Annotated in this window: 10 protein-coding genes; 8 read left to right on the top strand and 2 right to left on the bottom strand. The window is 52.1% G+C overall.

The window, feature by feature from the left end; translation table 11 throughout:
* Nucleotides 1-20: 20 nt before the first annotated feature.
* From KOI40_RS11325 to KOI40_RS11300, 6 genes are all read left to right on the top strand, one after another.
* Entirely contained in the window at nucleotides 21-2,876 is a 2,856-nt protein-coding gene (locus KOI40_RS11325) for a biotin/lipoyl-containing protein (RefSeq protein WP_216097641.1), read from the top strand.
* A gap of 14 nt (nucleotides 2,877-2,890) precedes the next feature.
* Nucleotides 2,891-3,307: a methylmalonyl-CoA epimerase gene (gene mce, locus KOI40_RS11320; protein WP_216097640.1), complete on the top strand. Its 417-nt coding sequence runs from the start codon at nucleotides 2,891-2,893 to the stop codon at nucleotides 3,305-3,307.
* 180 nt (nucleotides 3,308-3,487) lie between these two features.
* Nucleotides 3,488-5,629 (top strand): methylmalonyl-CoA mutase, encoded by a 2,142-nt coding sequence (gene scpA / locus KOI40_RS11315; RefSeq protein WP_216097639.1) that lies wholly within the window; start codon nucleotides 3,488-3,490, stop codon nucleotides 5,627-5,629.
* Between the two features lie 230 nt (nucleotides 5,630-5,859).
* Complete coding sequence (gene meaB / locus KOI40_RS11310; RefSeq protein WP_216097638.1) at nucleotides 5,860-6,819, top strand: methylmalonyl Co-A mutase-associated GTPase MeaB; 960 nt, start codon at nucleotides 5,860-5,862, stop codon at nucleotides 6,817-6,819.
* 222 nt (nucleotides 6,820-7,041) lie between these two features.
* Nucleotides 7,042-7,584 (top strand): DUF2062 domain-containing protein, encoded by a 543-nt coding sequence (locus KOI40_RS11305; protein WP_216097637.1) that lies wholly within the window; start codon nucleotides 7,042-7,044, stop codon nucleotides 7,582-7,584.
* A 129-nt stretch (nucleotides 7,585-7,713) separates the two neighbouring features.
* Nucleotides 7,714-8,841 carry a porin gene (locus KOI40_RS11300; protein WP_216097636.1) on the top strand — a complete coding sequence of 376 codons (1,128 nt, stop codon included), beginning with the start codon at nucleotides 7,714-7,716 and terminating at the stop codon, nucleotides 8,839-8,841.
* Between the two features lie 37 nt (nucleotides 8,842-8,878).
* Here KOI40_RS11300 and trxA read toward each other — a convergent pair whose 3' ends face one another.
* A complete protein-coding gene (trxA, locus tag KOI40_RS11295; protein WP_216097635.1) occupies nucleotides 8,879-9,733 on the bottom strand; it encodes a thioredoxin in 855 nt (284 codons plus the stop codon).
* Nucleotides 9,734-9,852: 119 nt separating this feature from the next.
* On the bottom strand, nucleotides 9,853-10,770 hold the full coding sequence (locus KOI40_RS11290; protein ID WP_216097634.1) for an MBL fold metallo-hydrolase: 918 nt from the start codon (nucleotides 10,768-10,770) through the stop codon (nucleotides 9,853-9,855).
* A gap of 251 nt (nucleotides 10,771-11,021) precedes the next feature.
* On the opposite strand from KOI40_RS11290, the gene KOI40_RS11285 reads away from it, so the two are divergent.
* Both KOI40_RS11285 and KOI40_RS11280 read left to right on the top strand, forming a co-directional pair.
* Complete coding sequence (locus KOI40_RS11285) at nucleotides 11,022-11,303, top strand: hypothetical protein (RefSeq protein ID WP_216097633.1); 282 nt, start codon at nucleotides 11,022-11,024, stop codon at nucleotides 11,301-11,303.
* 117 nt (nucleotides 11,304-11,420) lie between these two features.
* On the top strand, nucleotides 11,421-12,776 hold the full coding sequence (locus tag KOI40_RS11280; RefSeq protein WP_216097632.1) for a DEAD/DEAH box helicase: 1,356 nt from the start codon (nucleotides 11,421-11,423) through the stop codon (nucleotides 12,774-12,776).
* Nucleotides 12,777-12,824 lie beyond the last annotated feature (48 nt).

Raw genomic sequence — 12,824 nt, 5'->3', positions numbered from 1 at the left:
AATTTATAGAGGCTAGAGCCGTGAAAAACAGCAACACTAATTATCTGAACAACCCTTTGATCCACAAGGATCGCCGTCTGGCAAACGCCGACAGCGAGTGGGTTCGCAGCTTTGACTGTACCCACATGCGCCCGCTGATTATCTGTCGTGGCCCCATTCGTAAAGAAGCCATCGACGTATTTACCGAGATGGGCATTGAGCACTACGGTATTTTGCTGTCTGAAAAAGACTCCATCACTTACCAAAACGCTCTGGCTCCCGAGCTGCGCAGCCTGACCAATCCTGATCACATTCACCGTGTACCTGACTACACCGGTGCCGACAAGGAAGAGCGTGCGGTTCGCATCAAGCAAATCGTCAACATCGCCAAATCCAACGGTTACAACTCCATCTTCGCCGGCTACGGCTTTATGTCCGAAGACGCCGAAATGGTTGAAGCCATGGAAGAAGCCGGCCTGAACTTTATTGGCCCCTGCTCTTTCACCCAGAAATCTGCGGGCATGAAAGACCAGGCCAAGCGCACCGCGCTGGAAACCGGTGTATCCGTCACACCTGGCGTCAACAATGCCACCAGCCTGGCGTTGTTTGCCAAGTACGGCAAAGACGGACTGGAAAAGTGTGCCGCTGACAACAACCTGACCGTTGACTTTGCGTCCTGCAAGGACGTAGAAGAACAGGCTCTGGCTCTTCTGGCCGCCTCTTACGACGCCGGTATCGACATTATTGATGCCGCCGACATTGGCGCTGCCCTGCAGGTTGAAGCCAAACGCATGCTGGCCGAGAAACCCAACAACCGTTTCCGTCTGAAAGCCATTGCCGGCGGTGGCGGTAAAGGTCAACGTATTCTGCAATCCGCCAATTCTTACGAAGGCGCAACGCTCAAAGAAAAAGTCGAAAAAGCGGCAGCCAAGGTACCGTCTCTGGTACTGGAATGTCTGATCGAGCTGAAAACCAACGGCGTTGGCGACAACAAAAACGTTCTGATCGAAATGAACATCGACACCACCCGCCACCAGGAAATTCAGGTGGTTGGTAACGGTGAATGGTGCATGACCATGGGCGGCCGTGACTGTTCCCTGCAGATGCACGAACAAAAGCTGCTGGAAGTATCTGTCACCGAAGAAGAACTGAAAGACGCCATCGAAGTGGCCGAAGCTGCGGGTAAAACCGCGGAAGCAGAGCAACTGAAAAAAGATCTGGTGATTCTGGAAAAAATGGAGCACGAAGGTGCTGTGTTCGGTGAAGCCGTAAAACTGGATTCCGTCGGTACCTTCGAGTGTATCGTGGATGGCGAGTCCCACTACTTCATGGAAATGAACACCCGTATCCAGGTTGAACACCGTGTTACCGAGCTCTGCTACAAACTGAAGTTCACCAACCCGGACAACAGCGACGAATACTTTATCGCCGAGTCTCTGGTCGAAGTGATGGTCTTGATTGCTGCTCACACCACTCGCCTGCCGAAGCCTGAGCGTATTCTGCGCAGCAAAGCGTCTGTAGAAGCGCGCATGAACGCCACCAACCAAGCTCTGCAACCCCACGCTGGCGGCGTCATTGAAAACTGGTCCAACCCGATTGAAGGCGAAATTCGCGACGATCAGGGCATCAGCCTGCACAACCCGGACACCGACGTGTTCATGAAGTATCACCTGGCAGGTGCCTACGATTCCAACATCGCCCTGTTGCTGACCATTGGTGACGATCGCACCAACACCTACGAGCGCATGGCCGAAGTGCTGCGCGTGACTGAGTTACGCGGTAAAGATCTGGCCACCAACCTTGAGTTCCACTACGGTCTGGTTAACTGGTTCCTGGGCAACAACATCAACGCCCGTCCAACCACTCGCTTTATTGTCCCTTATCTGACCGCTGTAGGTCTGCTGAAGCAAGAAGCCAACAACCTGGACGTGAACTACGCCTATCAACAGGTCTGCCAATCACTGCTGAAAGCCACCAGCTCGGCCGAAGAAAAGTCAGCCCTGCAAAACGTACTGGCTCGCAAGCAACTGCTGATGACTCGCCCTCTGCAACAGCTGCTGGCCGAGCCGCATCTGCTGGCGGGCTGGTTGAGCGTCAATCAACCGGCTTACTCCATGGAAGCCGGCAAACTGACCTGGAAACAAAACCCGATTCGCATCCTTGCAGACACCTATCACTTCCTGAATATGGATTACTGCGAAAGCAAAGCGGCCGCAGAAATGATCTGGGAGCACGACAACGAGATCCTGCAGCAAGCCATTGCGTTCTATGATGTGCTGGAAGAAAAGCTGGGCACTCAGGACTACGGCCAGATCGTCGAACTGCTGGCTGGCAGCGCACCTGCCGGAATCGGTGCCGAACAGTGGGCTGCGGCTCAGGCTGCTCACGCCGGCTATCAGGCTGGCAGCGACATACTCAGCCTGCTGCCTTACATTGGCTACCGCACCAACTTCTTCGAGTTGCACGTGAATGAAGACCTCAGCATCAACATTCCCGAGCGTCTCACCGAAGAGAGCCTGCAGAAAGCCATGGCCAAGGTACTGGTACCACCACCGGTGGCCAAATCCGATGAAATCCTGGCCCCGACCGGCGGTATGTTCTACTCCTGTGAAGCGCCAGGCATGCCGGCATTCGTCGAAGTGGGCAGTCATTTCAACGCCGGCGAGCCGCTGTACATTATTGAAGTTATGAAAATGTTCAACAAAGTGGCAGCCCCCTTCTCCGGTACCATCGACGAGATTCTGGTCGATCTGGATGGGACTATCATTAAGAAAGGTCAGCCCATTTTCAAAATCACTCCGGACGAAGTGGTTGAAATTGAGACCGAAGAGCAGATTCAGGCTCGCCGCAAAGCCGAGACGGACGTTTTTCTGTCACAACTGACACTTAGCGCGTAACTGGGAGAAGTAGCATGATTGTTGCCCTGGACCATATTGCCATTGCCGTTCCCGATCTGGAAAAGGCGATCAAACGTTTTATGGAAGATTTCGGCCTGAAGTACGAAGGCAAGGAAGACGTAGCTTCCGCAAAAACCAGCACCGCGTTTTTCCCTCTGCCTGAGACCAGCATTGAGCTGGTCCACCCGTTGAATGGCGAAGGCCCGATTGCCGGCTATCTTGAAAAGAAAGGTGGCGGCCTGCATCACCTGTGTTTTCGCACTGACGACATTGAAGCCGATGTGGCGCACCTCAAGGAAAAGGGTTACCAATTCCTGTCTGACGCTCCCACCATTGGCGCTCACAACTGCAAAGTGATCTTTATTCACCCGAAAAGTTGTGATGGCGTACTGATTGAACTGAACGAACCACAGGAAGATCACGCTCACTGAGCATGATCTTTCAGAGCTTCTGAAACGGATGGAGCTCACCAAACTGTAGACAGCAAGATCGTCCATCATTAGCACAAACTTCTCAATCCATAGTTGAAGGGTTTTGTGATTAGATGGCGTCAAAATAAAACGACCAGGCCTCTGGCGAATTACCAGAGGCAGACAACAAGAGAAATCTTTATGTCCGACCAGAAACCAACATTAGCCGACTGGGAAGCGTTGGCCACCAAGCAAACCAAGGGCCTGAGCCCCGCAGAACTGACCTGGCACACGCCCGAAGGTATCGACATCAAGCCGCTGTACACCAAAGCTGACGTTGAAAACCTCGAATTTACTGACACCTTCCCGGGTATGGCGCCTTATGTACGCGGCCCCATGGCCACCATGTACGCTGGCCGTCCCTGGACAATCCGTCAGTACGCTGGCTTCTCAACCGCTGAAGAATCCAATGCGTTTTACCGTAAAAACCTGGCCGCTGGTGCCCAGGGTGTGTCGGTCGCCTTCGATTTGGCCACTCACCGCGGTTATGACTCCGATCACCCTCGCGTGTCCGGAGATGTGGGTAAAGCCGGTGTTGCCATCGACTCGGTCGAAGACATGAAGATTCTGTTCGACGGCATTCCGCTGGATAAAGTGTCTGTGTCCATGACCATGAACGGTGCGGTTTTGCCGATTCTGGCCAACTACATTGTTGCCGCCGAGGAACAAGGCGTTTCTCAGGACCAGCTGGCGGGAACCATTCAGAACGACATTCTGAAAGAATTTATGGTGCGTAACACCTATATTTACCCACCTGCCCCATCGATGAAAATTATCGGCGACATCATTGGTTACACCTCTGAGCACATGCCGAAGTTCAACTCCATTTCCATCTCCGGTTACCACATTCAGGAAGCCGGTGCCGATGCCGCACTGGAGTTGGCCTACACCCTGTCTGACGGCCGTGAATACGTTCGTACCGCTCTCAATGCCGGTTTGGATGTGGATGCCTTCGCACCGCGTCTGTCGTTCTTCTGGGGCATCTCCATGAACTTCTACATGGAAATTGCCAAGTTGCGCGCTGGTCGCCTGCTGTGGAACCGCATCATGAGCGAGTTCGAGCCGAAGAATCCCAAGTCTTCCATGCTGCGTACCCACTCACAGACTTCCGGCTGGTCACTGACCGAACAGGATCCGTACAACAACGTGGTTCGTACCACCATCGAAGCCATGGCTGCTGTATTTGGTGGCACCCAGTCCCTGCACACCAACGCGCTGGACGAAGCCGTAGCCCTGCCCACTGAGTTCTCTGCCCGTATTGCCCGTAACACTCAGATTATCATTCAGGAAGAGACCGGCATTACTCAGGTTGCTGATCCCTGGGGCGGTTCCTACATGATGGAATCCCTGACTCAGGAAATCGCCGATAAGGCCTGGGAGCTGATCGAAGAGATTGAAGAAAACGGTGGCATGGCAAAAGCCATCGAAGCCGGTCTGCCAAAACTGCGTATCGAAGAATCCGCCGCCAAGAAGCAGGCCCGTATCGACCGTGGTGAAGACGTGATCGTGGGTGTGAACAAGTACATCCTCGAGAAAGAAGACGATCTGGATATTCTGGAAGTCGACAACGTTCGCGTTCGCGATTCCCAGATTGCCCACCTGAAAAAGCTGCGTGCTGAACGCGATAACGACGCGGTGAAAGCCGCTCTGGCCGATATTACCGAAGCCGCCAAGTCCGGCAAAGGTAACCTGCTGGATCTGTCTGTTAAAGCGGCTCGCCTGCGCGCTACCGTTGGGGAGATTTCTGACGCAATGGAAGAAGAATTCGGTCGTTACAACGCTCAGGCCCGCACCATTTCCGGTGTTTATGGCGCGCCTTACGAGGACGACAGCGATTGGCAGGCGATCAAGTCTGACATCGAAGCTTTCGAGAAAGAACAAGGCCGTCGCCCACGTATGCTGGTGTGCAAAATGGGTCAGGACGGACACGATCGCGGCGCCAAAGTCATTGCCACCGCCTTTGCCGACGTAGGCTTCGACATCGACCTGTCCCCCATGTTCTCCACGCCTGAAGAAGTGGCCAAACAAGCTGTTGAGAACGACGTACACGTTGTCGGCGTCTCCTCTCAGGCCGCAGGTCACAAGACTCTGGTACCCGAACTGATTGCCGAACTGAAAAAACAGGGCGCCGAAGACATCATCGTCGTTGCCGGTGGCGTGATTCCAAAACAGGATTACGACTTCCTCTACAACGCCGGTGTCAAAGGCATCTTTGGTCCTGGCACCAAGATTCCTCTCGCCGCTCGCGGAGTACTGGACGAGGTTCGCAAAGCGAACGCCTGATCCAGACCTCTACAAATTCAGCACTGCCGTTTGCAGTGCTGACTATTACAGCGCTAATAATTGCTGTACTACCGATTGCTGTACTATCGATTGCTGTACTACCGATTGCTGTACTACATTTGCCCCCTCTGGGGGCATTTTTTTAGCTTTTGGTTTTGATGACTGGCTTGCCTGTATCATCTATAACCCGTTACAACTCATTTTTTGCACAACCGTTTTGAGGAATCTCGATGTCGAACATCAATCTGGATCTGTTGCGTCAGGGGAATCGCAGAGCACTTGCGAAAGCCATCACTCTGGTCGAAAGCAAGCTCGACAGTCACCGCGCCCAGGCACAGGAACTCCTTGAAGCGGTTCTTCCGGAAACCGGCAAAAGCATCCGTATCGGTATCAGTGGCATTCCCGGCGTGGGGAAATCGACGTTCATTGAGGCTTTTGGCAAACTTCTGATCAGTCTGGGTAAAAAAGTTGCGGTTCTGGCCGTCGATCCCAGTTCTCCCCTGCGGGGCGGCAGTATCCTCGGCGACAAGACCCGTATGGAAGAACTCTCCCGAGAGGATAACGCCTTTATCCGCCCTTCTCCCTCCGAGGGCGCTCTGGGCGGTGTTGCACAGAAAACCCGGGAAACCATGCTGCTGTGTGAAGCTGCAGGTTATGACGTGATTCTGGTGGAGACCGTCGGTGTTGGCCAATCGGAGTATGAAGTGGCCGCCATGGTGGATTTCTTCCTTGTCCTGATGATTCCCAACGCCGGTGACGAACTGCAGGGTATCAAGCGCGGCATTATGGAGCTGGCTGATGCGCTGGTGATCAACAAGGCCGATGGCGAGAGCATCAATCTCGCCCAGCGTACCAAGCAGCACTACCAAAATGCCTTCCATCTAATTAAACATGGCAGCTTCTGGACCCCAAAAGTCGAGACCTGCTCGGCTCTGGAGAAAGACCGGATTAAGGATGTCTGGGACATGATTTGCGAATACCAGCAGCTGGCGATTGATAATCAGGCCTTCTTTGAAAAGCGCGCACGGCAAAATTCAGAATGGTTGAACAAACTGATCCATGAAATGCTGGAGATGCGGTTAAAACAAAATCCCGATGTGCAGCGGAGAATGCCCCGCCTGCAACAAGGGGTCATGGATAACACCACCACGCCTTACAACGCCGCCAAACAAATTGTCGAGCTGCTGTAATACAAGGCCTTCAGCGCGATAATCAGCCATCAACAACTGCTGAGTCGGGGTGTTAATAATTGTTATTGTGGCGATTCAAGCGCAATAAGCAGGATGTAACTGTCTGATTTTCAATCAAATAATGGCTAATGCAGGGGGATACCGGGCAGACAACTATGTCTAGAGTTAGTCCCCTTTTCCGTGCATAATGTTGCGCCTCGTAGCAGAGCCGATGATAGTTGAATGGCAAAAAAGATCTTCAAACGCTGGTTGCCCGACCCCGCAGAGTTCAGAAACAGACCCTCTCTGAATTTCTTGGGCCATCTGCTGCATGATCCCAACCTGTTCCACCTTAACCGCCATTCGGTCTCAGGTGCCTTTTTTGTCGGCCTCTTCATAGCTTTTCTGCCCACGCTGGGCCAAATGCCCATCGCTGCCGGTGCCGCCCTGCTTTGTCGTGTAAATCTTCCTATTGCCGTCGCTCTGGTATGGATCTCCAATCCGGTCACCATGCCACCCATATACTTTGCCTGCTATGAGCTCGGACGCTGGGTCCTCAGTATTCCGCCTGCGGCCTTCTCCATCGAACTTTCAATGGAATGGTTCAGGAACGAGTTTACTCATATCTGGAAGCCGCTGCTTGTAGGCTGTCTGCTGTCAGGGGTCTTTTTTGGTGGATTGGGCTATGTCTTTATCCAGATATTCTGGCGTCTGCACGTCATTCGTAACTGGAAAAAACGAAAGGCCCGAAGGGAAGCGGCTGACAGTAACAGCCCCCAGAGTTGACCTTAAGACTTACGCTCAAATACATCCCCTGCTTTACTTCAAAATCCCCTGAACACCCTTGATAACAAACAGCTACACTGACCTTACCCTGCTCATAAAACATACAAACATCAAAATCCAAGGCAATTCATGATCAAGCAATTATCCCTTTTACGCACTGCTGTCTTTGCGTCGCTACTGATGACCATCACTAACGAAGTGGTGGCCAGCGAGACAAGCTCTACCTACGACAAGATCTGGGATTACGCAAAGCTGTATGAGAGCGAGAATGGCAACTACCTGAATCTATCAGGCCGACTTCAGGCAGATCTGGCGGACTTTGAGGCCTCAGAGGGAGATTTTGAGGATACGTTATGGCGACGCGCCCGCTTCGGATTTAAAGGCAGGTACGGCCAGACGACCTACCATCTGGAAGCTGACTTCAACCTCCACTCCTCAATACCGGATACCTACAACCGTCTGACCGATGCCTATTTGAGCTGGAAACTTCCCAATCAAGCAACCCTGAAAGTCCTCAAACACTCTGCGGGCTTCACTCTGGACGGGAAAACGTCCTCCAAACGTTTATTAACCGCTCAGCGGAACAACCTCACCAACAATCTCTGGTTCACGGGTGAGTACTTTACCGGTGTCAGTCTCAGTGGCCCCATCAATGAACAGTGGAGTTTCAATAGCGGCGTATTTTCCAGTGACCCTTCTGACGAGGTCGGCTTCAGCAACGCCAGCTATTTCGGTCTGCTGTCTCTGGCCAGAGCCTTTGCTGCAGGGGGTTACTGGGACAAGGGCGATATCCGTCTTGATTACGTCTATAACGACACCCATGAAGATCAGAACACCCGTGATTTCTCACAGGTGGTTTCACTGAACAGTCGACTCCAAAAACAACAATGGGGGCTCTCTACAGACCTTGCTTACGGCAACGGCGACATGGGACAGCAAGATGTGTGGGGGCTGGTTGTTATGCCTCACTACCAGCTCAATGACATGCTTCAGTGGGTGGTCAGATACACTTACCTGGACAGCAAGGGGCCCGGCGGTATTCGTTTGGGACGTTATGAAAACGAGATCGTCGGTGGCCGCGGCGACCGTTATAACGAGTTCTATGGTGGTGTAAACCTGTTCCTTTACGGACACAAGGCCAAGGTGCAACTGGGTGCCCAATACACCACCATGGAAAACTCAGGAGACTCCCCTGACAACCGCAGCAATGAGTATGACGGCTGGGGAGTCACTCTGGCGCTCAGAACCTACTGGTAATCAAACCTCAATAGCCGCGGTCCTGAGACATTTGAAGTTAATACAGCAAAGTATAAATTTTGCGCTGGTATTCAACCGCTAACGGATCGCCCTGCCCAAGGCTGGTGACGATATCCATATACGCTTTTTTCGCCGCGCCATCTTCGTAATTCAGGTTTTTACGCAACAGGCCAAGTAACAAATCCAAAGCCTCACGGGGCTTGCCATGCTGGCTGTACTGAACCGACAACAGGTACGCAGTTTCCATATCATCGGGATTGGCGGCGTGCTTGTCTTCCAGTGCTTTCATTTCTGGTGAGGAGGCAGCTTCACGTTTCAGCTTCAGCAACGCCATAGCCTGCTCATAGGCTGCATCCTGATCCACCATCATGACCTTGTCCAACAGGGCCTCGGCCTCATCACAGCGATTCAGGTGCAGATATACCTGTGCCAGACCGACACCAATAGAGGCCTTTTCTTCAGACTCTCGGTAGGCTTGCAGCAACAATGGCAAGGCATCAGAGAACTTTTCCTCTTGCATCAGCGCATTGGCCTGCTCAATCAGTGCTTCCCAGGGGGCAGGCAGGTGCTTTTGCAGAATGGCGCGAATCTCGGTTTCCGGCTGCAGTCCGGCGAAGCCATCAATCGGCTGACCATCTTTAAAGATCATCACCGTGGGCAGGCTTCGCACTCCCAACTGCTGAGCAATCGGTTGCAGTTCGTCTGCATTCACTTTGGCCAGCAAAAACTGTCCGTTATATTCGTTGGCCAGTTTTTCAAGAATTGGCATCAGGTTTTTGCAGGGTTCACACCAGTCAGCCCAGAAATCAACCACCACAAGACGGGAACGAGACTCTTCGACCAAAACCTGTTGGGCGTTTTCCTGGGTGATATCGATAATGTGTGGACTCATACTACGGCTCCGGAATATCTGCGAACTGAATGGAAAATAAATGGTGTGATTGTAGCATCAAACCGACGGAGCCCGAACGTCGAACTCCGACAGACAGATCTTGAGGTTTCACTTACAAATTAAAGAGCACTGTAGACAATACGCACCCACTGGTCGGTTTTGAGGAAACCGTCGCCCCACTCGGCTTCAAACTCAGTCAGAGGCTTAGCGGCAACCACTTCATCAGCAGATTTACCCTGCGATTTCAGAGAGTCGATTTTGGAGACAGCGGCTTTCATGAAATCGTGGTAAGCCTGCAGATCGGACTTGCTGGCCAATGGACCGTGTCCCGGAATAATGACGGTGTCATCGTCAATTCGAGCCAGTATGTCGGCAGCACCTTTGACCATACCTTTTGCAGAGCCACCACTGCCTGAATCCAGGAATGGGTAGAAACCATTAAAGAAAAGGTCACCCGTGTGCACCAGTTTTACCTTATCGTCCTGGTAGAAATACACCACCGTATCGCCATCCGTGTGGGCAGATGCCGGATGTATCAATTCCAGACGCCAGCCATTCCAGTACAGCTTCATTGACTCATCGTAGGTGGCCACTGGAAGCGCTTCCGGGTTTGCCGGAGGGATGACCATATTAAATGCCTTGACCTCTCCACCCTGCTGCAAGCGCTTGCGGACATTATCGTGCGCCACAATGATGGCGCCATCACCTGCCAGGGTTTCATTATTGCCGGTGTGGTCGGCGTGCCAGTGAGTGTTGAGCAGAAAACGCGGCCCCTTGTCATCCAGCTTGTTCAGGCTGGCGGTGAGCTTTTCCCCCAGATCCTGATAATCGTCATCGATGACCAGCAGACCGTCTTTCCCCGTAGAAACTGCAATGTTTCCACCGGAGCCCTGTAGCATGACAATGCCATCAATTGCTGGCACTTCCTTAAATTCAACATCGCTGAGGTGTTGATGGGCAGATACAGAAGAGCCCGCCAGCAAAAAAAGTATGCCATGCAGCCACTGACGGCCCCGAAAACCGGTTTGTGTGTTCATTCCCTACACTCCTTGAGAATTATTGAAAATATTGATCAGAAATCGACTCCAGCCGGTAAACATAAAGCAAAGCCCTGCAACAATAAACCGTCTAAACATACGCAGGCAGAATTGCTGTCGTTCAACTCGTCACTGGTCTGGCATCCCTGACACCTCACAAATACAGCATCAATAGCGCCAAACAGCAACGGATGTTTGCAGTTTCTCCTAAAATCATGCCTAATCGCACCGTTTTTCCGGAGGAGCATCCCATGTACGTTTTTTCAGCAACAGCCGAGGCAACCAAAGCCTTCGATGGCCTGGAACCTGGCCAAAAAGCCCCCTTTATCGTTTACATCAACTTTCAGGATCTCTTTGGCGCAGAAACACTCTGCAAGGTTCTGGTCATGCGCGAAGGCTTTAAGGACGTGGTTATTGAAAAACGTCAGTGGCTGACCCCTGAAAAGTGCCAGGACCAACGCATTCTGAACGCCGACAAAGGCCTGAGAGAAGCACTCAAAGCGGGCTTTGCCATCCAGCTTTACAGTGAGTAACTGAATTACTCGGTACAAATGCAGTATAAACAGACATGAAGGCCGCTTTTTGCTAAAGTCGCCTAGTGACTCACAATCACTTGTCGCACCGTCTATTTCCTTTATGAGATTTCCCCCTTGTTTGCAGACCTTAAGATTCATGATCGCCTGATCAAAGCCCTGGATGCTCTGGAATTTACCGAGCCTACCGAGGTACAGAAAGCCACCATTCCTCTGGCACTGGAAGGTCGTGATCTGGTGGTCAGCTCTGAGACAGGCAGCGGTAAAACTGCCGCCTTCATGCTGCCGACCCTGCACAAGCTGCTGCAGCAAGATGCCCCCAAAAGTGGAACCCGGGCGCTGATTTTGACGCCAACCCGCGAGCTATGCCGCCAGGTGGTAAAACACTGCAAGCAACTGGCTGCGTTTTCTCACCTGGAAGTCAACGCCATTACAGGTGGTCATGACTTCAAGTACCAGCGAGCCATTTTCCGTAAAAATCCGGAAATTCTGGTTGCGACACCGGGCCGCCTGAAGGAACACATCGAACGGGGCTCTGCGGATTTCTCCGACCTCGAGGTACTGATCCTCGATGAAGCCGACCGCATGCTCGACATGGGTTTTACCGATGACGTCATGGAAATTGCAGCCCACTGCAACAAGGATCGTCAGACCCTGCTGTTCTCGGCAACACTGGACGGCCAGCAATACCTGACCGACTCCCTGCTGCGCGATCCGGAAACCATTGCCATTGGTGAACACACTCAGGCCAACACCCTGGTTCAGCAGAAAATTGTTCTGACCGATGACGAAAAACACAAGAACAAGCTTCTGCTGAAGCTTCTGCAAACGCAGGAGTACGACAAAGCCATTGTCTTTGTGAACACCAAGAGTCACACCAACAAACTGGTTGGATGGCTACGTTATATGCAGATGGATATCGGCGTTTTACACGGTGATATGGATCAGGATGCGCGTAACAACGAAATGAACCGCTTGCGTCGCGGTCGTGTAAAAATATTGATTGCCACTGATGTTGCTGCCCGCGGACTGGACATCAAAGGTATCGATCTGGTGATTAATTACGATCTTGCCCGCAACAGTGAAGACTTTATCCACCGTACCGGACGTACCGGTCGTGCCGGCCAGGAAGGTCTTGCCATTTCGTTAATCACCCAAAAAGACTGGGACCTGATGGTTCGGTTCGAACGGGAACTCGAAATCCGTTTTGAACGATTCACCGTACCTGGACTGGAAGCCAAATTTAAAGGTCCCAAAAAGGTCAAAAGCTCTGGCAAGGCTGCCGGTGTTAAAAAGCGTGACAGCCAGGATAAGAAAACACCCAAAAAAGCCGAAAAGGTTAAAGTTCGTCATCGCGATACCAAAAACATTGGTAAACGACGCAAACCGTCAGCCAAACAGGAAGAAGCCGCCAAATCAGCTGCGGAAAAGTGGGGAGACGGTTTTGCCCCTGCCCCTCTTAAGAAGAAATAAAACGTAAGAAAAAATAAAACGACCGACAAAAAAAGAGGCCATTCATTG

It is taken from the genome of Pseudomaricurvus albidus, from assembly GCF_018863235.1.
Lineage (GTDB): Bacteria > Pseudomonadota > Gammaproteobacteria > Pseudomonadales > Cellvibrionaceae > Pseudomaricurvus > Pseudomaricurvus albidus.
Note: the sequence above shows the minus strand (reverse complement) of the source record. Positions and strands in the feature narration are given on the sequence as shown.

Bases quoted from the DNA above. Each gene is read 5' to 3' on its own strand.
- scpA (WP_216097639.1), top strand. From the start codon at position 3,488: ATGTCCGACCAGAAACCAACATTAGCCGACTGGGAAGCGTTGGCCACC.
- mce (WP_216097640.1), top strand. From the start codon at position 2,891: ATGATTGTTGCCCTGGACCATATTGCCATTGCCGTTCCCGATCTGGAA.
- meaB (WP_216097638.1), top strand. From the start codon at position 5,860: ATGTCGAACATCAATCTGGATCTGTTGCGTCAGGGGAATCGCAGAGCA.
- KOI40_RS11300 (WP_216097636.1), top strand. From the start codon at position 7,714: ATGATCAAGCAATTATCCCTTTTACGCACTGCTGTCTTTGCGTCGCTA.
- KOI40_RS11305 (WP_216097637.1), top strand. From the start codon at position 7,042: ATGGCAAAAAAGATCTTCAAACGCTGGTTGCCCGACCCCGCAGAGTTC.
- trxA (WP_216097635.1), bottom strand. From the start codon at position 9,733: ATGAGTCCACACATTATCGATATCACCCAGGAAAACGCCCAACAGGTT.
- KOI40_RS11290 (WP_216097634.1), bottom strand. From the start codon at position 10,770: ATGAACACACAAACCGGTTTTCGGGGCCGTCAGTGGCTGCATGGCATA.
- KOI40_RS11285 (WP_216097633.1), top strand. From the start codon at position 11,022: ATGTACGTTTTTTCAGCAACAGCCGAGGCAACCAAAGCCTTCGATGGC.